This window comes from Sorangium sp. So ce375 (assembly GCF_051473855.1).
Lineage (GTDB): Bacteria > Myxococcota_A > Polyangia > Polyangiales > Polyangiaceae > Sorangium.
The window spans coordinates 11,660,960-11,685,762 of record NZ_CP150335.1 but is presented as its reverse complement, the minus strand read 5'-3'; the positions used below and the strand labels follow the sequence as shown (position 1 = coordinate 11,685,762).

Annotated in this window: 8 protein-coding genes; 3 read left to right on the top strand and 5 right to left on the bottom strand. The window is 71.8% G+C overall.

What is annotated here, in order from left to right:
- Nucleotides 1-2 precede the first annotated feature (2 nt).
- The 3 genes from WME90_RS43490 to WME90_RS43480 are packed head-to-tail and all read left to right on the top strand — an operon-like array spanning nucleotide 3 to nucleotide 14,334.
- The gene (locus WME90_RS43490; RefSeq protein WP_437277986.1) at nucleotides 3-8,888 is read left to right on the top strand and encodes an amino acid adenylation domain-containing protein; all 8,886 of its coding nucleotides are present in this window, start codon (nucleotides 3-5) and stop codon (nucleotides 8,886-8,888) included.
- The gene (locus tag WME90_RS43485; RefSeq protein ID WP_437277985.1) at nucleotides 8,885-12,883 is read left to right on the top strand and encodes a non-ribosomal peptide synthetase; all 3,999 of its coding nucleotides are present in this window, start codon (nucleotides 8,885-8,887) and stop codon (nucleotides 12,881-12,883) included. The genes WME90_RS43490 and WME90_RS43485 overlap by 4 nt, the downstream gene beginning before the upstream one ends.
- Nucleotides 12,880-14,334 carry a diaminobutyrate--2-oxoglutarate transaminase gene (locus tag WME90_RS43480; protein WP_437277984.1) on the top strand — a complete coding sequence of 485 codons (1,455 nt, stop codon included), beginning with the start codon at nucleotides 12,880-12,882 and terminating at the stop codon, nucleotides 14,332-14,334. The genes WME90_RS43485 and WME90_RS43480 overlap by 4 nt, the downstream gene beginning before the upstream one ends.
- Before the next feature lie 88 nt (nucleotides 14,335-14,422).
- Here WME90_RS43480 and WME90_RS43475 read toward each other — a convergent pair whose 3' ends face one another.
- Genes WME90_RS43475 through WME90_RS43455 form a run of 5 tightly spaced genes read right to left on the bottom strand, consistent with a single transcriptional unit; the run spans nucleotide 14,423 to nucleotide 24,788 of the window.
- Nucleotides 14,423-15,184, bottom strand: a complete 762-nt coding sequence (locus tag WME90_RS43475; protein ID WP_437277983.1) for an enoyl-CoA hydratase/isomerase — start codon at nucleotides 15,182-15,184, stop codon at nucleotides 14,423-14,425.
- Entirely contained in the window at nucleotides 15,181-16,440 is a 1,260-nt protein-coding gene (locus WME90_RS43470; RefSeq protein ID WP_437277982.1) for a hydroxymethylglutaryl-CoA synthase family protein, read from the bottom strand. Before WME90_RS43470 ends, WME90_RS43475 begins: the two co-directional genes overlap by 4 nt.
- Before the next feature lie 19 nt (nucleotides 16,441-16,459).
- Nucleotides 16,460-17,695, bottom strand: coding sequence for a beta-ketoacyl synthase N-terminal-like domain-containing protein (locus tag WME90_RS43465; protein ID WP_437277981.1), 1,236 nt, complete (start codon nucleotides 17,693-17,695; stop codon nucleotides 16,460-16,462).
- Nucleotides 17,673-17,921 carry an acyl carrier protein gene (locus WME90_RS43460; RefSeq protein WP_437277980.1) on the bottom strand — a complete coding sequence of 83 codons (249 nt, stop codon included), beginning with the start codon at nucleotides 17,919-17,921 and terminating at the stop codon, nucleotides 17,673-17,675. The genes WME90_RS43465 and WME90_RS43460 overlap by 23 nt, the downstream gene beginning before the upstream one ends.
- 36 nt (nucleotides 17,922-17,957) lie before the next feature.
- Nucleotides 17,958-24,788, bottom strand: coding sequence for a beta-ketoacyl synthase N-terminal-like domain-containing protein (locus tag WME90_RS43455; RefSeq protein WP_437277979.1), 6,831 nt, complete (start codon nucleotides 24,786-24,788; stop codon nucleotides 17,958-17,960).
- Nucleotides 24,789-24,803 lie beyond the last annotated feature (15 nt).

The window sequence follows — 24,803 nt, the reverse complement described above, 5'->3', positions numbered from 1 at the left end:
CCATGACGAACAAGAAGAAAGACGTTGAGTCGATTCACTACCTCTCCCCGCTCCAGCAGGGGTTGCTCTTTCACGCGGTCTCGGACAGGTCCGCCGACCCGTACTTCGTCCAGACGGCCTTCCTGCTGGAGGGGCGCCTCGATCTCGACGCCTTCGAGCGGGCCTGGCAGGCGCTCGCGGAGCGGCACCCCATCCTGCGCACCGCGTTCGTCTGGGAGGGCGTCTCGAGGCCCGTGCAGGTCGTCCGCCCGCGGGTGACGATCCCGGTGGCGCGCCACGATCTCCGCGGGCTCTCTGCCGGCGAGCGCGAAGAGGCCCTCGCCGCGCTCATGGACGCGGACCGGCGCGCCGGCTTCGACCTGCTGAGAGCCCCCCTCATGCGGCTCACGGTGGTCCAGGCCGAGGAAGATGCCTTTTATTTCATCAACAGCCATCACCACCTCTTGCTGGACGGGTGGAGCTTCGCCCTCCTGCTGAGAGAGGCGCTGCTCGTGTATCGCGCGCTCGCGCGGGGCACCGTGCCCGAGCTGCCGCGGGCGCGCCCGTACCGGGACTACCTGACGTGGGTGCAGGCGCAGGACGAAGGCGCGGCCGAGCGGTTCTTTCGCGGCGCGCTGGCCGGGTTCCGGGCGCCGACGCCGCTCCCGATGGAGGCCGGCCCGGCGGCGGCCGCGGCGGGCGGCGACGCGTTCCCCTGCGCCGAGCAGGCGCTGCGCTTCTCGCGGGCCGAGACGGAGGCGCTCGCGGCCTGCGCGCGCCGCCTGCGCATCACGCTGAACACCCTCGTGCAGGGCGCGTGGGCCCTCCTGCTCTCCCGGCACAGCGGGGAGCCCGACGTGGTCTTCGGCGCCACGGTCTCGGGCCGTCCCCCGGAGCTCCCCGGCGCGGAGGCCATCGTCGGCATGCTGATCAACACCCTGCCGGTGCGGGTCCGCGTGGACGAGCACGAGCCGCTCGCCGCCTGGCTCTCGCGGCTGCAAGACCAGAACAGCGAGCTGCGCCAGCACGAGTGGACCCCTCTCTCCAACGTCCAGCGCTGGAGCGACGTGCCGGGCGGGCGGGCGCTCTTCGACACCCTCGTGGTGTTCGACAGCTACCCCGAGGAGGAGGTGCCCGACGTGGCCGGCGCGGGCAACGCGCGCGACGTGCGCGTCCATCCCCTGCCCCGGCCCGGCGGCGGGCGCGTCGGCGACGCCCTGCTCACCACGGGGCGCAACAACTACCCCGCGTCGCTCATCGTCGAGCCGTCGCGCGAGCTCGGGCTCATCCTCTCGTACGAGCGCCGCCGCCTCACGCACGAGGCCGCGGCCAGCCTGCTCGGCCAGTGCCGCGCGCTGCTCGAGGCGATGGCGGCGCGGCCGCGCGCCCGCCTGGCCGAGCTGCCCCTCGTGGGCCCCGCCGAGCGGCGCCGCCTGCTCACCGACCTGAACGCGACGGCCACGGCCTCCCCGCCGGCGGCCTGCGTCCACGAGCTGTTCGAGGCGCACGCCGCCGCGCAGCCCGGCGCGCTCGCGGTCGTCTGCGAGGAGACGGCGCTGACGTACGGGGAGCTCGACCGGAAGGCGAACCAGCTGGCGCGGAGGCTGCGGGCGCTCGGCGTGGGGCCCGAGAGCCGGGTCGTCCTGTGCATCGAGCGATCGGCGGAGATGGTCCTCGCGCTGCTCGGCGTGCTCAAGGCCGGCGCCGCGTACGTGCCCGTCGACCCGAAGTTCCCGCGCGAGCGGCTCCGCGCGGTGGTCGAGGACGGCGGCGCGCGCGTCGTGGTCACGCAGGAGCGATGGGCCGGCGCGTTCGACGGGCCGGGGCCCGCGCTGCTCTTCCTCGATCGCGACGCGGGCGCCCTCGCGGCCGAGCCCGACGCGCCGCTCGACAGGACGGCCCGGCCCGAGAACATCGCCTACCTCATCTACACCTCGGGCTCGACCGGGCGGCCGAAGGGCGTGGCCGTCGAGCACCGCCACCTCGTGAGCTACGTGCGCGGCGTGCTCGCGCGGCTGCCCCTCGCCGAGGGCGGCGGCATGGCGCTCGTCTCGACCGTGGCCGCGGATCTCGGGCACACGTCGCTCTTCGGCGCGCTCTGCTCTGGCCGCACCCTGCACGTCCTGTCCGAGGCGCAGATCTTCGATCCCGACGCGACCGCCGAGCACATGAGCCGCCACGGGGTCGACGCGCTCAAGATCGTCCCCAGCCACCTCGCCGCGCTCCTCGAAGCGGCGCAGCCCGCGCGGGTGCTCCCGCGGCGCTGCCTCGTGCTGGGCGGGGAAGCCTCGAGCTGGGAGCTCATCGAGCGGATCCGGTCGCTCGCGCCGGGCTGCGCCGTGGTGAACCACTACGGCCCCACCGAGACGACCGTTGGCTCGCTCACATGGCAGGTCGACCCGGCGGACGGCCGCGCAGGAGCGACCGTGCCCATCGGTCGGCCGCTCCCCAACACCCAGGCGTATGTCCTGGGTGTAAATATTGAGCCGGTGCCGGTGGGCGTGCCCGGGGAGCTCTACCTCGGCGGAGCCGGCGTGACGCGGGGCTACCACGCGCGCCCCGAGCTGACAGCGGAGCGGTTCGTCCCGGATCCGTTCGGAGGTGTCCCGGGAGGTCGGCTGTACCGCACGGGGGATCGGGCGCGCCTGCGGGCGGACGGCGCGATCGAGTTCCTCGGGCGAACGGATCACCAGATCAAGCTGCGCGGCCACCGCGTCGAGCTGGGCGAGATCGAGGCCCTCCTGCGCGAGCAACCCGAGGTGCAGCAGGCCGTCGTCGTGGCGCGGGATCACGGGGGGACGAAGCGCCTCGTGGGCTACGTGGTGGGCCGGGAGGCGGCGGCCGTCGACGCTGCCGCGCTCCTCGCGCGGCTCGCGCAGCGCTTGCCGGACTACATGGTGCCCAGCGCGATCGTGCCGCTGCCCGCGCTGCCGCTGACCGCGAACGGCAAGATCGACCGCGCGGCGCTGCCGGAGCCCGACGCGGCCCGAGCGCCGCGCGGCGACGAGCACGTCGCGCCGCGCAACGACGTGGAGGCGACGCTCGCCCGGATCTGGGCCGAGGTCCTGCGCCGCGGGCCGGTGGGCGTGCACGACGACTTCTTCGCGATGGGCGGCGACTCCATCATGAGCCTGCAGATCATCGCCCGCGCCAACCGGGAAGGGCTGCGCCTCTCGCCCAAGCAGATCTTCGAGCGCCGGACGATCGCCGCGCTCGCGAGCGATCTGGCCGGCGCGCCGGCCGCGCCGGAGCCGCCGGCCCCGCCGGCGCCGCCCGCGATCGAGCCTTTCCAGCTCGCCCGGCTGGAGCGGGCGCAGCTCGACGCCCTGCTTCAGGCCGAGGACGGCATCGAGGACGTGCTCCCCGCGTCCCCGGTGCAGCAGGGCATGCTCTTCCACTCGCTCCTGACGCCGGAGGCGAGCCCGTATTTCAACCAGATCGTCTGCACGTTCGCGCGGGGCCTGGACGTCGAGGCGTTCGCGCGGACCTTCGAGGTTCTCAGCGCGCGCCACGCGATCTTGCGGACGGGCTTCCTCACCGCCGTCGCGGAGCCCCACCAGATCGTGCGGCGGGCCGCGCGCCTGCCGCTCGAGGTCCTCGACTGGCGGGAGCTCTCGAGCGCCGAGCAGGCGGCGGCGCTCGATCGCTACCTCCGCGACGATCGCCACCGGGGCTTCCGGTTCGAGGAGCCGCCGCTCATGCGCGTTGCGGTGATGCGCCTCCCGGGGCACGTCGACAAGGTCGTCTGGAGCGTTCACCACGCGCTGCTCGACGGCTGGTGTCAGGGGCTCGTCCTCAAGGAGTGGCTGACGCTCTACGAGGAGGCGCGGCGCGGCGCGCTCGGCGAGCGCGAAGCGGCGCCCCCCTACCGGAGCTACATCGCGTGGCTCGAGCGGCAGGACATGGCGGCCGCCGAGGCCTTCTTCCGAGCTCACCTGAAGGGGCTGACGGCGCCGACCCGGCTGCCGGAGCTCGCCGAGGCCCCGCAGCCGCAGGGCCACGCCGGCTTCCGCGAGCACCGGGCGCTGCTCTCGCCGGACGCGACGAGCGCGCTCCAGGGGTTCGCGCGGGCGCAGGGCGTCACGCTCAACACCGTCGTGCAGGCCGCGTGGGCGCTGCTCCTCGCCCGCTACAGCGGCGAGCCGGACGTGCTCTTCGGCATCACCGTGGCCGGCCGCCCCGCCGATCTGCCGGAGGCCGGCTCCATCATGGGCGCGTTCATCAACTCGCTCCCCCTGCGACTGCGCGTCCCCCCGGCCTCGCGGCTCGCGGACTGGCTGCAGCAGATCCAGGCGCTCAACCTGGAGCTGCGGCAGTACGAGTACAGCCCGCTGGTGCAGGTGCAGCGATGGAGCGAGGTGGAGCGGGGCACGCCGCTCTTCGACTCGCTCCTCGTGTTCCAGAACTACCCCGTGGACCAGGCCGTCGACGAGCACCGGCGGGCCCTCGGGATCGAGGTGAGCACGGCGGAGGCCTGGACGAACTACCCGCTCACGGTCTACGTCGTCCCCGGCAACGAGCTCGCGCTGACGCTCTCGTTCGACGCGCAGCGCCTCGACGAGGGCACCGTCGCCCGCATGGCGGCCGCGATGTGCGCGCTGCTCGAGCGCATGGCGGGCCAGCCCGAGGCGCGGCTCGGTGGGCTCGCGCCCCTCGGCGATCCGCAGATGGATCGGCTCGCCGCGGAGCGGCGCTCGACCCGGCGGGACTACCGATCGCATCCCTGCCTGCCGGAGATGCTCGCGGCGCAGGCGGCGCGGACGCCCGACGCCGTCGCGGTGACGTGCGGGCGAGAGCGCCTGACCTACGGAGAGCTGAACGCCCGCGCCAACCGCCTCGCGCACGCCCTGCGGCGGCGCGGCGTCGGCTCGGAGACGCTGGTGGGGCTCTGCGTCGAGCGCTCGCTGGAGATGATGGTGGGCCTGCTGGGCATCCTGAAGTCGGGCGGCGCCTACGTCCCGCTGGATCCCGCTTATCCGCGCGAGCGGCTCCGCGCCATGCTGGAGGACTCGCGGCTGCCGCTGCTCCTCACGCAGGAGAGCCTGCTCCACGCCTTGCCCGACACCGGCGCGCGCGCGCTCTGCCTCGATCGGGACTGGCCCTCGATCGCCGGTGAGCCCGATTGGGCTCCGGCGCCGCTCTTCAGCGAGGAGAGCCTCGCCTACGTCATCTACACGTCCGGATCCACGGGCCGGCCCAAGGGCGTCATGGTCCGCCACGGGGGCGTGACGAACTTCCTCCTGTCGATGCAGGAGCACCTCTCGCCCCCGCGGGACGTCGCGGTGCTCGCGACAACGTCCATCTCCTTCGATATCGCGGTGCTGGAGCTGTTCCTGCCGCTGCTCACGGGCGGGCGGGTGGAGCTCGCCCGCCGCGAGGACGCGGCGGACGGCGAGCGCCTGACGGCGCTGCTCCGCGCGTCCGGCGCGACGCTTGTGCAGGCGACGCCGACGGGCTGGAAGGTGCTGCTGGAGAACGGCCGGCCCCGGCTCGCCGGCCTGACCGTGCTGTGCGGCGGCGAGGCCTTCCCGCGGGAGCTGGCGCGCCGGTTCCTCGAGGCGGGCGTGGCTCCCTGGAACCTCTACGGGCCGACGGAGACCACCGTCTGGTCGAGCATCCACCGCGTGACCGCGGGCGACGGGCCGATCCCGCTGGGGACCCCGATCGCCAACACCGAGCTCCACGTGCTCGATCGGCAGCTCTACCCGGCGCCCCTCGGCGTGGCCGGCGAGCTCTGCATCGGAGGCGCGGGCCTCGCGCGGGGGTACCTCGATCACCCCGATCTGACGGCCGATCGCTTCATCCCGGATCCGTTCAGCGAGGAGCCGGGCCGCCGCCTGTACAGGACCGGCGACCTGGCGCGGTTCCGGCGCGACGGCACCCTCGAGTTCCTCGGGCGGCGCGACCACCAGATCAAGATCCGCGGCTTCCGGATCGAGCTCGGCGAGATCGAAGCGCAGCTGCGGACCTGCCCGGACGTGCGCGACGCCGTGGTCGTGGCCCGCGAGGACGCGGGGACGCCGCGCCTCGCCGCGTACGTCATCCCGGAGCGGAGCGCGGCGCTCACCGCGGATGGGCTGCGCGCGTGGCTGAAGGAGCGGCTGCCCGACTACATGGTGCCCGCGGCCTACGTGTGGCTCGACGAGCTGCCGCTGACCCCGAACGGCAAGGTGAACCGGAAGGCCCTGCCCGCGCCGGGGCTCGTCGCGCGCGAGCAGCGCGCGCGGCCCCGCACCGCGACGGAGGAGATCGTCGCGGCGATCTGGGCCGAGGTGCTCGGCCTCGAGGCCGTCGGCGTCCACGAGAGCTTCTTCGAGCTCGGAGGGCACTCGCTCCTGGCCACCCGCGCGATCTCCCGCATCCGCGGCTCGTTCCAGGTGGAGCTGCCGCTCCGGTCGATGTTCGATCACCCGACCGTGGCGCGGCTCGCCGGCGCCGTGGACGACGCCGCCAAGCGACAGCGCGGCGCGGCGCTGCCGCCGATCACAAGGCAGCCGAGGGACGGCGAGCTGCCGCTCTCGTTCGCGCAGCAGCGCCTGTGGTTCCTGGCCCAGCTCGAGCCCGACAGCGCCGGGTACAACATGACCGCGGCCGTGCGCGTCGAGGGAGCGCTCGACGTCGCGCTGCTCCGGGAGAGCCTTGCCGCGCTCGTCCAGCGCCACGAGTCGCTGCGGACCACGTTCGGCGTGGCCTCCGGCGAGCCGGTGCAGGTGATCGCCGCCGAGGCCGCGCCGGCGTTCGAGGTCGTGGACCTGTCGACGGCGCCCGCCGCGGAGCGCGGCGCGCAGGTCCAGCGCCTGGCCGCGGAGCGCGCCGAGCGGCCGTTCGATCTCGCTCGCGGGCCGCTCCTGCGGGTGACCGCGATCAAGCTCCGCGACGACGAGCTCGTGCTGGTCGTCGTCGTGCACCACATCGTGGCGGACGGCTGGACGATGAACGTGCTGGTCGCGGAGCTGGCCGAGCTGTACGCGGCCGCGAGGGCCGCGCGGCCGCCGGCGCTGAAGCCGCTGCCGGTCCAGTACGCGGACTTCGCGGTCTGGCAGCGGCGGTGGATGCAGGGCGCGACCCGCGAGGCGCTGCTCGGCGCCTGGCGCGAGCGGCTCTCCGGGCACCCGCCGCCGCTCGATCTGCGCCCGGATCACCCGAGGCCCGCCGCGCCGAGCTACCGCGGCGCGCGCCACACGATCGCGGTGGACCGCGCGCTCTCCGAGGCGCTGCGCGCGCTCGGCCGGCGCGAGGGCGCCACGCTCTTCATGACGCTGCTCGCGGCGTTCAAGGTCGTGCTGCTCGGGCGCACGGGCCAGAGCGATCTCCTCGTCGGCACCGACGTCGCGGGCCGCAACCGCGCCGAGATCGAGGGGCTGATCGGGTTCTTCGTGAACCTGCTCGTCCTGCGCACGGATCTCGGCGGCCTGCCCACGTTCCGGGAGCTCCTTCAGCGGGTCCGCGAGGTCACGCTCGACGCGTACGCGCACCAGGATCTGCCGTTCGAGCAGGTCGTCGACGCCCTGCGCCCCGCCCGCGAGCCCGGCCGCCACCCGCTCGTGCAGACGCTGTTCGTGCTGCAGAACGTGCCGGCGTCCGAGATCTCGCTGCCCGGCGTCCGCTTCAGCGCCGTGGAGCTCGACCGGGAGGTGTCGCGGTTCGACCTCGGCGTGTTCGTCGAGGAGACCGACGAGGGGCTCACGTGCGCGTGGAAGTACCGCGCCGATCTGTTCGAGCCGCCCACGATCGAGGCGATGGCGGCCCACTTCATGGCCGTGCTGCGGGCCATCGTGGACGACCCCGACCGCCGCGTGACGGCGCTCGCGGCAGCGGAGAGGAAGGAACGCATCATGGAAGGACGCGCGCGCGACGAGGGCCGGCTCCGGAGCCTCAAGCGCATCACCCCCCGCAAGGTGGACGTGGGTCCGAGCGCGCTTGTCGCGACGAGCACGCTCGGGGACGGCCCGCTGCCGCTCGTCGTGAAGCCGGCGGTGGCCGACGTGGAGCTCGCGGCCTGGGCCCGCGAGGAGCGGGCGTTCGTCGAGGCGCAGCTGCTCCGGCACGGGGCCTTGCTGTTCCGCGGCTTCCCGATCCGGTCGGCGCCGGAGTTCGAGCAGGTCGCGCAGGCCATCTGCGGCGAGCTGTTCGGCGAGTACGGCGATCTTCCGCGGGAGAAGACCGGGCAGCACATCTACAGCTCGACGCCCTACCCCGCCGACAAGGCCATCCTGTTCCACAACGAGAGCTCGCACCTGCCGCGCTGGCCGCTCAAGCAGTGGTTCTTCTGCGTGCAGGCCGCGCCGGAGGGCGGCGCGACGCCGATCGTCGACTGCCGGCGGCTCCACGAGGCGCTCGCGCCCGACGTCCGCGAGCGCTTCCGGCGGTCGGGGCTGCTCTACGTGCGGAACTTCACGCCAGGCTTCGACGTGAGCTGGCAGGACTTCTTCCACACCACGGATCGCGCCGTCGTGGAGGAGCGCTGCCGCGCGGGCGGCATGCGGTGCGAGTGGCTCGCGGGCGATCGGCTGCGGATCAGCCAGCGCGGGCCGGCCGTGCTCTCGCACCCGAAGACGGGGGAGCAGGTGTTCTTCAACCAGATCCAGCTGCACCACCCGGCGTACCTGGAGGCGCCGGTGCGCGAGTCGCTCCTGGCCATGGTCGGCGAGCAGTGGCTGCCCCGCAACGTGACCTACGGCGACGGCGCGCCGATCGAGGTCGAGACGACGCGCGCGCTCGGCGAGGCCTACGAGCGCTGCGCCGTGCGGTTCCCGTGGCAGGAGGGCGACATCATCCTGCTCGACAACATGCTCGTGGCCCACGGCCGCGATCCGTTCTCGGGCCCGCGGAAGATCGTGGTGGCCATGGGCGAGATGATGACGGCCGAGCGGGCGGCGCGGGCGTCGGATGGCGCGGTGGCGTCATGACGATGCAGACAACCGAGCTCGGGCCGAGCGTGCAGGGCGTGCGCCTGTCGCCGCAGCAGCGACGCCTGTGGGCGCTCCACCGGAGCGGAACCACGGTGTTCACGCGCGCGTCGATCCGGCTGGAGGGAGACCTCGATCCCGCGCGGCTCGCGGGCGCGCTCGACCGGGTCGTCGCGCGCCACGAGATCCTGAGGACGACGTTCCGCCGGGATCCGCGCCTCAAGTTCCCGCTGCAGGCCGTCAGCGGTGCGGCGCCCGCGTGGCACCGGGTCGATCTGGGCGGCCGCGCGGCCGGCGAGCAGCAGGCGCACGTCGAGGCGCTCTGGCGCGAGGCCGCGCGGCTCGAGGTCGACCTGGAGCGCGGGCCGCTGCTCCACGTGTGGCTGGTGCGCCGCGCCGACCGGCTGCACGACCTGCTCGTCGCGGCGCCTGCGCTCTCTGCCGACGCGTGGACGCTGGACCTCCTGTTCCGCGAGCTGGCCGATGCCTACGCCGGCGATCGGCGGGAGGACGGGGAGGAGCCCGTGCAGTACGCACAGTTCGCCGAGTGGCAGAACGAGCTCGTCGACGCGGCGGAGAGCGCGCCGGCCCCCGCGGGGGTGCCCGTCGTCCTCCCGTTCGAGGGCGCCGCCGAGGAGGGCGGCGCCTCCGGCGAGGTGGTCGACATCGAGGTCGACGCGGCGCTGCTCGGCCGGCTCGAGGCGCTGGCCCGCGGCGAGGGGGCCTCGCTCTCGTCGGTGCTGCTCGCGGCCTTCCAGGTTCACCTCGCGCGCCTCACCGGCGCGCGGGAGCTCGTCGTCGCCGTGGCCTCGGCCGTGCGGAGGCTCGAGGACGTCCAGGAGGTCATGGGCCCTGTGGCCAAGTGGCTCCCGGTGCCGTGCCGCGCGGACGACGCGCAGCGGTTCGCCGAGCTTGTGCGCCGGGCGCACGCCGGCGTCGAGGAGGCGACAGAGGAAGAGGAGCACTGGAACCCCGATCTGCCCGCGGACGGCGCGGGGCCCGGGAGCACCGTCGGCTTCGAGTTCTCCTCGCTCCCCGAGCCCAGGGTCGCGGGCGGCCTCGCATGGCACGTCGAGCGCCAGTGCACGGGCGCGGGCGGCCTCAAGCTGGCGCTCTCGGCGCAGCGCGGGCGGGGCCGCGTGCGCGTCTCGCTCTGGCACGACGCGCGCCGCTGCGGGGCGGAGGCCGCGGTGGGAATGGCCGAGCAGTACCGGGCGCTGCTCGGCAGCGCGGCCCAGGCCTGGTCGGAGCCCGCCTCGCGCCTCGGCCTGCTCGGCCCCGCGGAGCGGGCGCGGCGGCTCTCCGAGGGCCGGGGGGCGGCGCACGACGCCGCGCCCGCGCGGTGCCTGCACGAGGCGTTCGAGGAGCACGCGGCGCGGCAGCCCGACGCGCTGGCCGTCGTCGCGGGCGACCGGCGGCTGACCTACGGCGAGCTGAACCGGCTGGCCAACCGGCTCGCCCACCACCTCCGCCGGCGCGGCGTCGGCGGCGGCAGCCCGGTCGGCCTCTGCGGCGAGCGATCCGTGGACATGATCGCGGGCCTCCTCGGCGTCCTGAAGGCCGGCGGCGCCTACGTGCCGCTCGACCCGCACGCCCCCGTGCAGCGGCTCGCCCAGCAGATCCGGCGCGCGGGCTTCTCCGTCCTGCTCACGAACGCGCCCGTCCGCGCCCGGCTGCCGGACCTGTCGGACACCGAGTGCGCCGTCCTCTCCCTGGACGACGCGGCGCTGCTCGACGGCGCGCCCGAAGGCGACCCGGCCGCGCCGGTGCTGCTCGACGATCTCGCGTCCGTCGTCTTCACGTCGGGCTCGACCGGCGAGCCCAAGGGCGTAGGCGTGACGCACCGGGGCATCGCCAGCTACACCCGTTCTGTGTGCGAGGCGCTCGGCATCATCGAGGCCGGGCTGCACTTCGCGACCGTCTCGACGTTGAGCGCCGATCTCGGCAACACGAGCATCTTCGGCGCGCTCGCCTCGGGCGGGTGCCTCCACGTGATCGGCTACGAGACGGCGACCGACGGCCGGCTCTTCTCGGAGTACTACCGGCGCTGGCCGATCGACGTGCTGAAGATCGTGCCCTCGCACCTGAGCGCGCTGCTCGACACGGGCGAGGGATCGGCGGTGCTGCCGCGGCGGCTCCTGGTGCTCGGCGGAGAGGCGCTGCCGCTCGCGCTCGTCGAGCGGATCGCGGCGCTCTCGAGCGGCTGCGCGGTGGCGAACCACTACGGGCCGACTGAGACGACGGTGGGCGCGCTGGTCTTGCCGCTGCGCGCGCTGCGCGACCGGCGCGGGTGCGCCTCGGTGCCGATCGGCCGCCCGCTCGCCAGCGCGGAGGCGTACGTGCTCGACGAGCGCCTGGAGCCGGCGCCTGCCGGCACGGTGGGCGAGCTGTACCTGGGCGGCGCCGGCCTCTCGCGCGGCTACCTCGGGCAGCCGGATCTGACCGCGGAGCGGTTCGTGCCGCACCCGTTCGGCGTGGGCGCGCGCCTCTACCGGACGGGCGATCGGGCGCGGTACCGGCCCGACGGCGCCATCGAGTTCATGGGCCGGCGCGATCACCAGGTGAAGATCCGCGGCTTCCGCGTGGAGCTCGGGGAGATCGAGGCGCGGGTCCGGGAGCACCCCGCCGTCGGGCAGGCGGTCGTCATCGCCGCACGCCAGGACGGCGCAGTCGGACCGACGATCGTCGCGTACGTCGTCCCCCGGGAGGGAGCGCTCGACGAGGCCGCGCTGCGCGCGTTCCTCAAGGACCGGCTCCCCGAGTACATGCACCCGAGCGCCTTCGTGCTGCTGCACGCGCTGCCGCTGACCGCGAACGGCAAGGTGGATCGCAAGGCGCTGCCCAGCCCTGCCGCGCGCCGGCGGCGCGAGTACGTCGCGCCGCGGACGCCGGTCGAGGAGACGCTCGCGGCGATCTGGGCCGACGTCCTCGGGCGCCCGCAGGTCGGCGTGGAGGACGACTTCTTCGACCTCGGCGGGCACTCGCTGATGGCGATCCCGCTGATGCACCGGATCCAGCAGGCGTTCGGCGGATCGCTGTCGTTGATGGCCATCTTCGAGGCGCCGACGGTGGCGGGGCTGGCCCGCCTCCTCGACGCCGGGCGCCCGGCGTCGAGCGTCGTCGAGCTCCGCGCGGGCGGCTCGCGCCCTCCGCTCTTCTGCGTGGATCCCACGGGCCACCATGTCGCCGCGTACCAGGGCCTCGCCGACGCCCTCGGCGAGGGCCGGCCCGCGCTCGGGCTCGATCTGGGCCCGGCGCTCGCGCGCGAGGCCGGCGCCGTGTCGATCCGACGGATCGCCGAGCACCTGGCGCGCGAGATCCGGGAGCGGCAGGCGCGCGGGCCCTATCGGCTCCTCGGGTGGTCTCTGGGCGGCGTGCTGGCGCTCGCGATCGCTCGGGCGCTGGAGGAGCAGGGCGAGCCGGTCGCCTTCCTCGGCATCCTGGACACGCAGCCGCGAACGCGCGTCTACGCGGCGACGGGCGAGCCGGACGCGGTGGAGGAGCTCGCGGAGTACGTCTCGTCGGACCGCAGGGCGGCGCTGCTCGCGCTCTCGCCGGCGGAGCTCGACGGCTTGCGTGAGCGGCTGCGGGGCCTCGGCGAGATCGACCGGGTGAACGAGGCTGTGCGGTGGGCGCAGGCCCACGGCTTCTTGCCGGCCGACGTCCCGCCCGCCGCCTTCCACCCCCGGTACGCGCTGCTCCGCGACGCGGCGCTGTTCCTGAACGATCTGCCGCCGCGGAGCCTCGGCGCGCCCATCCACGTGTGGTGGAGCAACGAGACGATCGAGCGCCACGGCGGCCCGCCCGTGGACTGGCAGCACTACACGGCTGGAGCGGTGCGCACGGCGATGGTCTCCGGCGATCACCTCGCCGTGGTGCAGGGAGCCGATGTGCACGCGCGCGTCCGCGAGGCCCTGGAGGTGCTGGACACCGCAGAGCGCGCCCGGGAGCGCGCGGAGTCGAACAACGCTTCTCCGCTAGGGAGTACCCCATGAATCTGTCCGCAGCTTCCACTTTGCCTCTGTCGGATCAGGTGCCGGCGGCCTCCAGATCGCCCCTCCACGCGGGCCTCGCCGCGGAGCTCGGCGAGCGCCACCGGCGTCGAGCGCTGTACGAGCTCGGGGATCACCCGTTGCTCGAGCGTCAGCGGCAGCGCGAGTCGAACGCCCGCTCGTACCCGCGGCGGCTGCCGCTGGCGCTCTCTCGCGCGCAGGGCGTGTATGTGGAGGACGTCGAAGGGCGCGTGTTCCTCGATTGTCTGGCCGGGGCCGGCACGCTCGCGCTCGGGCACAACCACCCTGCGGTCACCGACGTCCTGGTGCGGATGCTGCACTCCGGTCTACCGCTCCACACGCTCGACATCACCACACCGGTCAAGGATCGCTTCACGCAGGACGTGCTCGGCGTGCTGCCGGCGACCTTCGCCCGCCATGCGCGCATCCAGTTCTGCGGCCCCACCGGGGCGGACGCCGTGGAAGCCGCGCTGAAGCTGGTCAAGACCGCGACCGGGCGCGGCACGGTGCTGGCGTTTCAGGGCGCGTACCACGGCATGACGCAGGGCGCGCTCACCCTGATGGGCAACCTCGGCCCCAAGGTGGCGCTCGGCACCAGCCTGAACGGCGTGCAGTTCCTGCCGTATCCGTACGAGTACCGCTGCCCGTTCGGGATCGGCGGCGACGCCGGCATCGCGGCCTCGCTCGCGTACATCGGCAACGTGCTGTCCGACCCGGAGAGCGGCGTGCCCAAACCCGCCGCCATCATCGTCGAGGTGGTGCAGGGCGAGGGGGGCATGATCCCGGCGCCGGTCGCCTGGCTGAAGGGGCTGCGGGAGCTCGCGACGCGCCACGATATCCCGCTGATCCTCGACGAGGTGCAGACGGGCTTCGGCCGCACCGGGCGCATGTTCGCGTTCGAGCACGCCGGCATCGAGCCGGACGTGCTGGTCCTGTCGAAGGCGCTCGGCGGCGGACTGCCGCTCTCGGTGGTTGTGTATCACGAGCGCTTCGACACCTGGCGTCCGGGCGCCCACGCCGGCACGTTCCGCGGCAACCAGCTCGCGATGGCCGCGGGCTCGGTCACGCTGTCGGTGCTGCGCGCCGAGCGCCTCGACGCGGCGGCCGCGGAGCTCGGCGCGCGGCTCACGGCGCAGCTCACCGCGCTCGGCAAGCAGCACGCGAGCATCGGCGACGTGCGCGGCCGCGGCCTGATGGTCGGCGTGGAGCTCGTGGACGCCGCGGCCGCGCCCGACGCGCTCGGGGCGCGCCCTGCCCACCGCGACCTCGCCGGGCGCGTGCAGCGCGAGTGCCTCCGCCGGGGGATGATCGTGGAGCTCGGCGGCCGCTACGGCAGCGTCGTGCGCTTCCTCCCGCCCCTCGTCATCACGGCCGCCCAGATCGACGAGGTGGCCAGGATCTTCGGACAGGCGCTCGCCGCAGCCACCGTGTAGGGCCGTCCGTTCGATCCGCTGGGTCCTCGGTCGTCGCGCTCGCTCGCCCCTCGACCCCTCGCGCGCGCGCTCGTCGAGGTTCCCGTCGTCAGCGTTGCCACGGAAACTGCCCCGTCTCCATGTACCTGAAGATCCCTTCGAGGTTGCCCGGATCGGAGAACACCTCCGTGGCGGCCGCCAGCGCACCCGGCTTGGCCTGCTCGAGCGCCCCGCCCAGCGCGTTCATGTAACGCTTGTAACGCGCGATCCCCACCTTGGACATGTTGCGCAGGCGGAGCAGGTGCATGCGCAGCACCGAGCCGCTGTTGGCGGCGTGCGCGTCGACGAGCCGCCACTCCAGCGCTTGCTGCACCGACACCGGCTTTGTCGAGAGCGCCATGTAGTGCGCCTTCTGAAAGCCGGTGCGGCGCACGAGGAACGGCATCACGCAGGCCGGCATCAGACCGAACAGCAGCTCGGAGAGCGAGAACTGCGCCGTATCGTCCGCGATCACGATGTCGCTGGCCGCGACGAACCCCACGCCGCCCGCGTTGGCCTTTCCCCGGACGTGCGCGACGCTGACGTACGGCCCGGTCGCCAGCTGCAGCCACAGGTCGTACAGCGGCTCCGGGCTCTGCGCGACGCCGCCGCGCGCGTGGTGCTCCCGCAGCTCCTTGAAGTCCGCCCCCATGCAGAACACCTCCGGAAGCCCTTCCAGCACGACGACGGTCGCCGACTGCTCGCAGATCGAGAGCACGTGACGGCACTCCTCGATGAGGCGATCGTTGATCGTGTTGTTGGCCTCCGGGCGGTGGAGCTGCAGGAAGCAGATCGACTCCTCGAACCGGACGCGGACGGTCTCGTAGCTCATCCGATCCACTCGTACTCGCGGTGGAACCCGTTGATCTCGCGGAGCACAAGGGCCTTCGTGCCCGAGAGCGCCTTCCGTACGCCGGGCACCATGTCGGTGTCGAGCTTCACGTTGCGGGTGCCGAAACGGACGACGCCGCTGCTGCGCACGATGGACTCGTACTCTTCCATCGAGAGCTCGTAGCGCTCGTCGAGCCGCTGCTTGATGTGGAACTGGCGCTGGTGCTCCTGGGCCTCTCTCGTCACCACCCCGCTGTAGAACTCGGAGCAGCAGCCCGAGCCGTACGAGAAGATGCCGATGCGCTTGGGCGAGTCGATGACCGCGTTGTCGATGGTGCTGGCGAGGGCCATGTAGACCGTCGCGCCCATGATGTTGCCGACGCGCTGGCAGTAGGTGAGCCCCGGCATCACGCGCTGCCGGAAGTCGGCCTCCGCCGTCGCGGGGTCCGCCCTCGCCATCTTGCGCATCATCGCGCGGTGCGCGCCCTTGACCATGCCCCCGAACGGCGTGTGGAACACCAGGTACTGGAAGGTCTCGCGGTAGTCGACGTCGCTGACCCGCTTCCTGTACTCCAGGAACGACTTCTCGGAGCAGTCGAGATAGGACATCAGCGACAGGTCCGCGTCCCCCGCCTCGCTGTCCGGGATCGGGCGGCACGTGTCCATCACCTCGTAGCCGTAATAGCCGTTCGCGCCGACGTCGAGCTGGAGCACGCGCGGGGTGTCGCTGACGAGCATCGCCACGGCGCCCGCCCCCGCGCTGGGCTCCGCGTAGGACCAGTCCTCCGTCAGGCCGTCGCCGCCCTCCGCGGCGAGGAAGCGCGAGATGTCCGTGCCGATGACAAGCGCCTTGGCCCCCGGCGACGTGCCGGAGAGGATGAAGCTGGCCGCCATCTGGAGCCCCGCGGTCACCGAATAGCAGGCTTGCTTGATCTCGAACAGGCGGCAATTGCGGCCGAGGCCGAGGTAATGGTGGATGTACGTGGACATCGATTTCCCGAAATCGATGCCGGACTCCGTGCAGGTGATCACGAGCTCGATCCGCTCGCGCTCGGCGGGCGCTAAGGCGTCGAGGACGGGCCTGGCGGCGTTGACGCCGTAGGAGACCCCGTCCTCGTACGGCAGGGCCAGCGCCTTCTGCTTCATCATCAGGTTGTCGAACCGCTGCATGTCCAGCTTGCGGTGGCGGGCCAGGGCGGTCACGTCGAGAAACGCGGAGCCGCCAAACACGTTCATTGCCTCAATTCCGACGGTCATGGATGGAACCCCGAGCTCATCAAGAGTTGTACCGACTCAAGACCACGGCCGCGTTGATGCCGCCGAACCCCATGCTCATCTTCAGCAGATGGCCGATCTCGTGCGCCACGGGCTCGCCCCGAACCCAGCGGAAGCGGGGATCGATCGGCTCGTCCAGGTTGCGCGTCGGGTGGAGGCGCGACGCCTGCATCTGCAGCAAGGCGGCGATGAGCTCGACCGTCCCCGCCGCGCTCAGCCCATGGCCGATGATCGACTTTGTCGCGTTGATGGGCGCGTGCGAGAGCTCGCAGTCGTGCAGCACCCGGAGCTCCGTCTCGTCTCCGATGATCGAGCCGGTGCCGTGCGGATTGACATAGTCGATGTCCCGCGCCGAGAGGCGGGCCTCGCGCAGGGCCCCCTGGATCACGCGCACCTCTCCTTCATAGGAGGGGTTGGGGTTGCGGTTGCCGTCCATCGCCACCGCCCAGCCGGAGGCCCTCGCATACGGCCTGACCCGCTCCCGCTGCCTCGCGGACTCGGCGCGCTCGATCACCACGGCGCCGCAGGACTCACCGTAGATGAACCCGTCCCGCGAGGCGTCGAAGGGGCGGCAAGCGCCGCTCGGGTCGCCCGCATACCGGCTCGAGCCCATGGCGCCGAGAGAGCGAAACGCCTGGAGCTCGAAGCACGACAGATCCGCCAGCGCCCCCAGCGCGACGCAGACGTCCACCTGCGAGGACCGGACGGCGTGGATCGCCTGGATGACGGCCAGGAGCCCGCTGGCCGAGGCCCCGCCGATGGTATAGGCGAGCCCCTTGATCCCGAGCTGCTCGGTACAGAGCCCGCAGACGTCGCTGTCCATGTAGGCCAGCGCGTGGTTCGGGCGGATGTACTCGGCCTGATCGCGGTACGACTCGTACGTCTGCACAAGCTCGCGCTGCTGCACGTTGGAGCCACCGACGATCAAGCCGACGCGCTCGGGAGGCACGGACGCCAGGTCCGCGTCCTGCCAGGCTTCCTGGAGGGTGACGAGCGCCGCCTGCCCGGTCAGCGAGGCGGTCCGCAGCGTGCGCTTCGCGATCGACGGCGGGATGGACAGCTCCGGCAGCTCCGCCCCGAGGAACGCCGTGCCGCGCTGGCGGCCCGGGCGCTCCATCACGCGGAACGAGTGCCGCCCCTCGAACAAGGCGGAGCGAAACGCCTCCTTGCCTTGCCCGATGGAGGCGGTGACGCCGATCCCCGAGATGACCAGCTCAGGCGGCTGTGAGCTTTGCATGGAACGCCTCTGCCAGCCCTCCGATGTTCTGGACGTGTCCCAGCTCGACGAGGTCGAACTTGAGCCTCAGGGCTTCCATCGTCATCATGACGATCTCCACGCGATCGAGCGAGTTCGCGCCCAGATCCTTCAGCTGGTCGGTGGGGTAGAACGTGCGCCCTTCGAGCTCGGGAAGAACCTGGCACGTGTGCTTGACGACGAGCTCGAACACTTCCTGCGCGGTCATGAGACGTGGCTCCTTTGAGAGATCACCGGGGTGGACCTATACCGAGTCGACGAGCTGCGAGCGCGCGGGCGCGCTTCCGTGGATCTTCTCCGCCTCCCGGCGGAACGCCTCGTGGAACTCAGGCGGCAACCCCTGGAGGGAGTACAGCGCGCCGCAGAACCGCGAGATGGTCTCGAACACCTGGGCTTCCGACAGGAACCACATGTGATTCGATGCGTCGACGTCGACCATGCTCAGGTTCGGCAGGAGCTGCTCCCACTCGCTCCAGTAGTTCTCCTGATCGACGGCGAAGATGCCGTCGGCGATCGCGAAGTACGGATCGAGCTCGCCGAAGAAGTGGCCGTTCTTGTTGCGGAAGTAGTGGCACGCGACCTCGGCCGGCCGGGGGAGCGGCTCGATCGCGTACTCGGTGATCTTGTACGCCTCCTGGACCTTCGTGCACTGCCTGATCATCTCGTGCATCAGGCTCTCCGAGCGGGTCAGGCCTCGCGACTGGGCGAGCTGGATAAGACGCTTTACGAACTCCTCGTAGTCGAGATCGACGTCGACCTCGCCGCGGTGGATGAGCGTCGACGTCATCTTCTCGGGGTGCTGCACGATGGGGAGGAACAGGGAGGCGTTGACAGTCTGGAGCGCAAGGCTCTTTCCGAACAGCGCGTCGGGGATGTCGATCTTCTTCGCGCCGATGGAGTCGAAGGTATCCAGCATGACGATGGAGCTCACGACCTCGCCCATCTCCTGCAGCTGGCGGGTGACCTCGTAGGCCAGCATGCCGCCCAGCGAATAGCCGCCGACATCGTAGGGGCCCTGGGGCTGGACCGTGCGAATGATCTGCACGTAGTAGGCGGCCATCGCCCGGATCCCGTGCAGCGGCGGCTGGTCGTTGAGCCAGCCGCGCGCCTGGATGCCGTAGAACGGGCGCTGAATCTTCGGAGCGAGCGGCTGGTAGAGCTCGACGCCGCCCAGCGCGGCGTGGACCCAGAAGACGGGCCGCCCCGCGGTCTCCCGGTTCAGGGCCACCAGCTCCGAGATCTGCGACGGTGCGGCTTGCGCCGGCGTCTTTGGGAGCGGCAGCGGCTCATTGGCCGAGGCGCTTTTGCCGTTGCCGTTGCCGTTACCGTTGTAGGTCACGGGCTTCAGGCCATTCGTGCCCGGCTCCGGTCCGGAGCGGCCGGTCCGAACAGGCTGGAGCGACGACAGCTGGAGCGGCCGCGGCGCTTCGGGCTGCGGGCCGGGGGCCGAGACCGCCTTGACGGTCGATACCGGCGTCAAGGTCAGCCGCGGGGGCGCTCCTGCCTGGGGCGGTGAGCTCGGCGTCGTGCTGACCGGCTGCAGCACCGTGCTGACCGGCTGCAGCACCGTGCTGACCGGCTGCAAGGTGACCGCCGCCGGCTTGCTGGGCGCGGGCGCGGCCGGCGCAGGCGGCGGGGCCGGTGCGCGCGGCGCGGGCGCGGCCGCCTCCGCGGGCGGTGGGGCCGGTGCGCGCGGCGCGGGCGCGGCCGGCGCCGCGGTCCCGTTCAGCTCACCGGCGAGGAAGCTGGCGAACTCCGCGATGGTCGGATTCTCGTAGACGTTGTTCGCGGTGATCGACACCCCGTACTTCTTGTTGAGCGAGTGCACCCACTCGACGCCCAGGATCGAATCGAGGCCCATCTCGATGAGCTTCTTGTTGACGTCGATATCGCTCTTGGCGAGGAACAGGAGCTCCGCGAGGCTCGCTACCAGCTGCTCCTGCAGCTCCGTCGGCGAGACCACCGCCCGCCGCGGGGCGCTCGCCGGGGCGCCCGGCGCTCCGGCGGTCGCCGTGGCCTGCGCCGCGGGCGGCGTCGCTGCCGCAGCAGGCGGCGCTGCCGGAGCAGGCGGCGTCGCCGCCGGGGCGGTCCGGACGGGCTGGAGGCCGGCATCCTGCGCAGGGCTCGCCGCGGCCTGGCCCTGGGCCGCGCTCAGCTCGCGCGCCAGGAGCTCCGCGAACTCCGCGATGCTCGGGTGCGCATAGACGTTGTTCGCCGTGAGCGTGATACCGTACTTCTTGTTGAGCGACTGGACCCACTCGACGCCGATGATGGAATCGAGGCCCATCTCGATGAATTTCGCATTGACGTCGATGTCGGCCGGGCTGACGAACAAGATCTCTGCCAGGCTCTTCCTTAGCTCCTCCCGCAGCTGCTGGGCCGAGACCGAGGCTGACGCGGCGGCGGCCGGTGCCCTCGGCGGCGGCGGCGTCGCGACCGCGCTCAGCGGTGCCGGCGGCGCCACGGCCACGCTCGGCGGCGGAGGCGGCGCGACGACCGCGCTCGGCGGCGGAGGCGGCGCCGCGATCGCGCTCGGCGTTCGCGGGGCGAGCGCGGGTGCCTCTTGCCGGGCCTCCGCGACCCAGTAGCGCTCGCGGGAGAACGGGTAGGTCGGGAGCGAGAGCTTCGAATACGCCCCTCGCGGGAACAGGTTCGCGAGCTCCAGGCCGTACCCCTGGACGAACAGCTCCGCGATCGCAGCCAGGTTCTCGACGTACCGGTCCGCGTCGCCCGGCGACCTGCACTCCTGGATGCACTGCTCTCCGTACCGTTTGAGCGACTGGACCTCACGGCGCGGGTTCTCTTGCAGGTTCGCCGTGAACACCTGCGGTGCCTTGCCCTTCTCCAGCACCCTCCGGAGCACCTTCAGCAGGTCGCCCCGATCCCGGACCACGACCGCCAGCCGATGCTTGAAGTGCCTGCGCCCCACCAGCAGCGTGTAGCTGACGTCGCCAAGGTCGAGCCCTTCATTCCGCTCGCAATGAGCGACGAGCCGCTCCACCTGCTGCTTGAGCTGCTCCTCGGTGCGCGCGCTCAGCGCGATCAGATAACCCGGCGCGGCGGCGTGCCTGCGCGCCACGCGCGGGGCCTCCTCGATCACCAGGTGCGCGTTGGTGCCGCTGAACCCGAAGGAGCTCACCGCCGCGCGGCGCTTCTCGTTCCGGGCGACCTGCCACTCCTTCAGCGTCGTGTTCACGTAGAACGGGCTGTCCTTGAACGTGATGTGCGAGTTCGCCTCGCTGAAGTGCAGCGACGGAGGGATCTGCTTGTTCTTCATGGCGAGCAGGATCTTGATCACACCCGCCATCCCGGCCGCGGCCGACGTGTGCCCGAGGTTTGTCTTCACGGAGCCGAGCGCGCAGAACTCTTTCTTGTCCGTGTGGGCCCTGAACGCCCTGTTGAGCGCGTCGAACTCGATCGGATCGCCCAGCTTCGTCCCGGTGCCGTGCGCCTCCACCATCTGGATCTGCGCCGGATCGATCTGGAAGGACTCGTACACGCGGAGCTCCAGCCGCTCCTGCGACAGGGCGCTCGGCGCCGTGATGCCGTTGGTCGTGCCGTCCTGGTTGAGGCCGGACCCGCGGATGACGCCGTGGATCTGATCCCCGTCCGCGATCGCCTCGCTCAGGCGCTTCAGCACGACGAGGCCGACCCCTTCTCCGGGGACGAACCCGTCCGCGCCCTGATCGAACGCGCGGCACTTCCCCGTCGGCGACAGCATGCCCGCCCGGTTCGAGGAGATGTAGAACCCCGGAGAGGACTGCACGAAGACACCGCCGGCCAGGGCCATGTCGATCTCGTGCGTCCAGAGCGCCTGACACGCGTTGTGGATCGCGACGAGCGAGCTCGAGCACGCCGTGTCGATCGCCACCGCGGGGCCTTGCAGGTTCAGGTGATACGAGATGCGGGACGGGATCACCGAGTTGTGGTTGCCCCAGAAGGCCTGGGCAGGCGGCTCGCCGTCGAACAGCACCTGGTAGTCGCCGACGCAGCACCCCGCGTACACCCCGCACGGGAGCCCGCTGACCTGCTCGCCCACGTACCCGGCGTTCTCCAGCGCGTTCCAGGCCTCTTCGAGGAAGAGCCGCTGCTGCGGGTCCATGTACGTCGCTTCGCGCCCGGAGATGTTGAAGAACACCGGGTCGAACCTGTCGATGTCGTCCAGGAAGCTGCCGTGGTTGCAGAACGGCTTGTCCGCCGGAAGGTGCTTGGACAGATCCCAGCGCTTGACCTCGCCGGTCAGGTCCCTGCCGGCGGCGAGGTGCTCCCAGAGCTCACCGGGGTCCCTCGACCCGGCGAACCGGCCGCTCACGCCGATGATGGCGATCGGCTCCTTGAACACGGCCTGCTTTCGAGCGTGAACCGCGGCCCCCGCGCCCTCGGCTTCCCGGTACTGGTACGCCTCCGGGATCGAGACGACGATCTTGCCGATGTTGCCCCGGTTATCCATGCACCGGTACGCGTCCTTGATCTGCTCGAAGGAGAACTCGCGGGAGATCGTGGGGCGCAGGACGCCCTGTTGGACGTACTCGGACAGCTCGGCCTGATAGTCGGCGATCGTCTCCGGCCTCTCGAAGCAGAGCTTGCGCAGGTCGACGCTGTAGAAGACCTGGTTGTTGTTGAGGACCGACAGGTCGATCGACTTCGCCGACTTCAGCGCGGTCATCGCGAGCTCGACATAACGCCCGCCCGACCGCAAGCAGTTCAGCCCCTTCTGGATCGCGTCGCCGGACAGCGTATTGATGACGACGTCCACGCCTCGACCGTTCGTCAGGCGCTTCACCTCTCGCTCGAAGTCGGACTCCAGGTAGTTGATCACATGGTGAACGCCCATGCGCTTCAGGTAATCGAGCTTGTGCTGCGAGCCCGCCGTCGCGTAGATCTCCGCGCCGAGGTGCAGCGCCAGCTGGACCGCGATCAGGCCGGTGCCGCCCGTCGCCGTCTGGATGAGGATCCGCTCACCCTTCTTCAGCTGGGCTTTGCGGAAGGCGTCGATCATCGTCAGGGCGACGGTCGGGAGCGCGCAGGCCTCCTCGAACGTCAGGCCCTCCGGCTTCGGCGAGACCTGCTCCTGGTTGCACGTGATCAACGTCGCCTGTCCGCCGAACGCCTCGGCGGCTCCGAAGATCACCTCATCACCCGGCGCGACCCCCGTGACGGCGCGCCCGACCTTGACCACCACGCCGCTCGCCTCGAACCCCGGCGTGAACGGGTACGGCGGCATGGTCGGATACAGCCCTCGGACGCAGAGGATGTCCCCGAAGTTCAACGAGAAGGCGCGGACGGCGATCTGCACCTCGCCGTCCTTCAGCCCCGGCACGACCGCCTCGACAAGGCGGAGGTCGTCGATCGCCCCCGGGCGGTCGATCACCACCTTGTGGTACGTGGGCAGATCAGCGCTCCGCTCCAGCGGCTCGACGACGGTCGGCGTCAGAGGCCGAGCCGGCGCGGCCGCGGCGACCGCGGGAACGGCGGCGCGAACGGCGCGTTCCGCCGGAGCAGAGGCGAGGCTCTGCTGCGGCGTCGCCTGTGACGCGACGGCCGCCAGGCCAGGGCGCGCGGCCTCCGCCGGCTCCACCCGCCCCGGGTCGCCGAGCGCGGCGTCGTGCGCGACGGGCGCGGGCGCTCCCCGCGGCGCGCTCTCTCGTCCGCGAGCCGAAAGAGCCGCCCCATGGGACTCCACGATGTGCCTGCTCAAGCGGTCCACGCTGTTGTAGTCGAACAGCACGGTCGTCTGAAGGGTGATCCCGCACTTGTCATTGACCTGGTTGATCAGGTTCACCGCGAGGATCGAGTCCACCCCGTACTCGGCGAAGGAGAGATCGTCCTGGATCTCGTCCTCGGTCATCTTCAGCGTCTCGCAGATGCTCTCGCGGATGGCCGCGCGCACCTGCTCCGCCACGACGCTCGACGGCGCGGCGCCCGCTCCGGACGGCGCGGCGCGATGGGCCGGCGCCTCCGGGACCGGCGCGGCTCGGCGAGCCGGGGCGTCCGGGGCCGGCGCCGCCCGGCGCGCCTGCGCGGCGACCACCCCGTCGCTCTCCGCCGCGACGATCTGCTGCCCGAGATCGTGCATGCGCTCGGCCGGAAAGAACACCTCCCGGTACCCTTCCGCCTCCAGGGCACGCTGCCAGCCCTGCGGAGAGAGGCCCGGGCAGCCCGGGATGCGCAGCTCCGGGTCCTCGTATCGCCACCAGCCCTCGAGCAACCCGAAGGTCAGGTGCGTGAACAGCGAGTTGACGCTGATCTCGTTCAGCAGCAAGAGGCCGTTCGGCCGTAGAGCCTCCTTGGCGTGACGGAGGGCCTGGCGCGCGTTCTTCGTCGCGTGCAGCACGTTGGCGGCGATGACCAGATCATACCCGCCGACCTCGACGCCCTGGGCCGAGAGGGGCTGCTCCACGTTGACCAGCTTGTACGAGAGGAACGGGCGCTGCGGCCCGTATTCCCGCTCCGCGTGCATCAGGAACGCCTTGGAGACGTCGGTATAACAATACTCCCGCACGTGCTGCTGGTACGGCGTCAGCTTCCGGAAGAGCATGGCGCTCGTCCCGCCGGTCCCCGCCCCGATCTCCAGGATGCGGATCTTCGCGCCCGCCTCTTCCAGCACGCGCTCCTTCAGATAAGCGACGACCGTGTCGGCCAGCACCTCGTTGAAGTGGTCGGAGACGGGGTTGTTTTTGTAGATCCCCTCCACGAGCCGCATCGACGATCCGGGGAACATCACGTCGGTCGCCGGCTGCTTGCCGGTGAGGATGGCCGGGAGCGCTCGCAGGGTCGCCTCGACGAGCTCCGCCTGCGCCTTCGCGCTCGGGTCGTCCATCGCTTTGGTCTTCCTCGCGTGCCAGTCCGCCCATGCGGCGTCGAGGTCGACGGCGGATGGGTCGCGCAGCACGCACGTCCGGCCATCGAAGCTGAGCTCGCCGCTCCGCTCGAAGACGGCGATCGTCTCGTCCAGCCATCGCTGATAGGGTGCGATCACTCGGCTCCGAAGATCGGCGACCGTCGCCTGCTTCTCTTGGAACAAGCCGATCGACTGCAGCTGCCCGAGGAACAACTTCAGGGGAATCTCATGCATGCTCGTAGTTCCCGT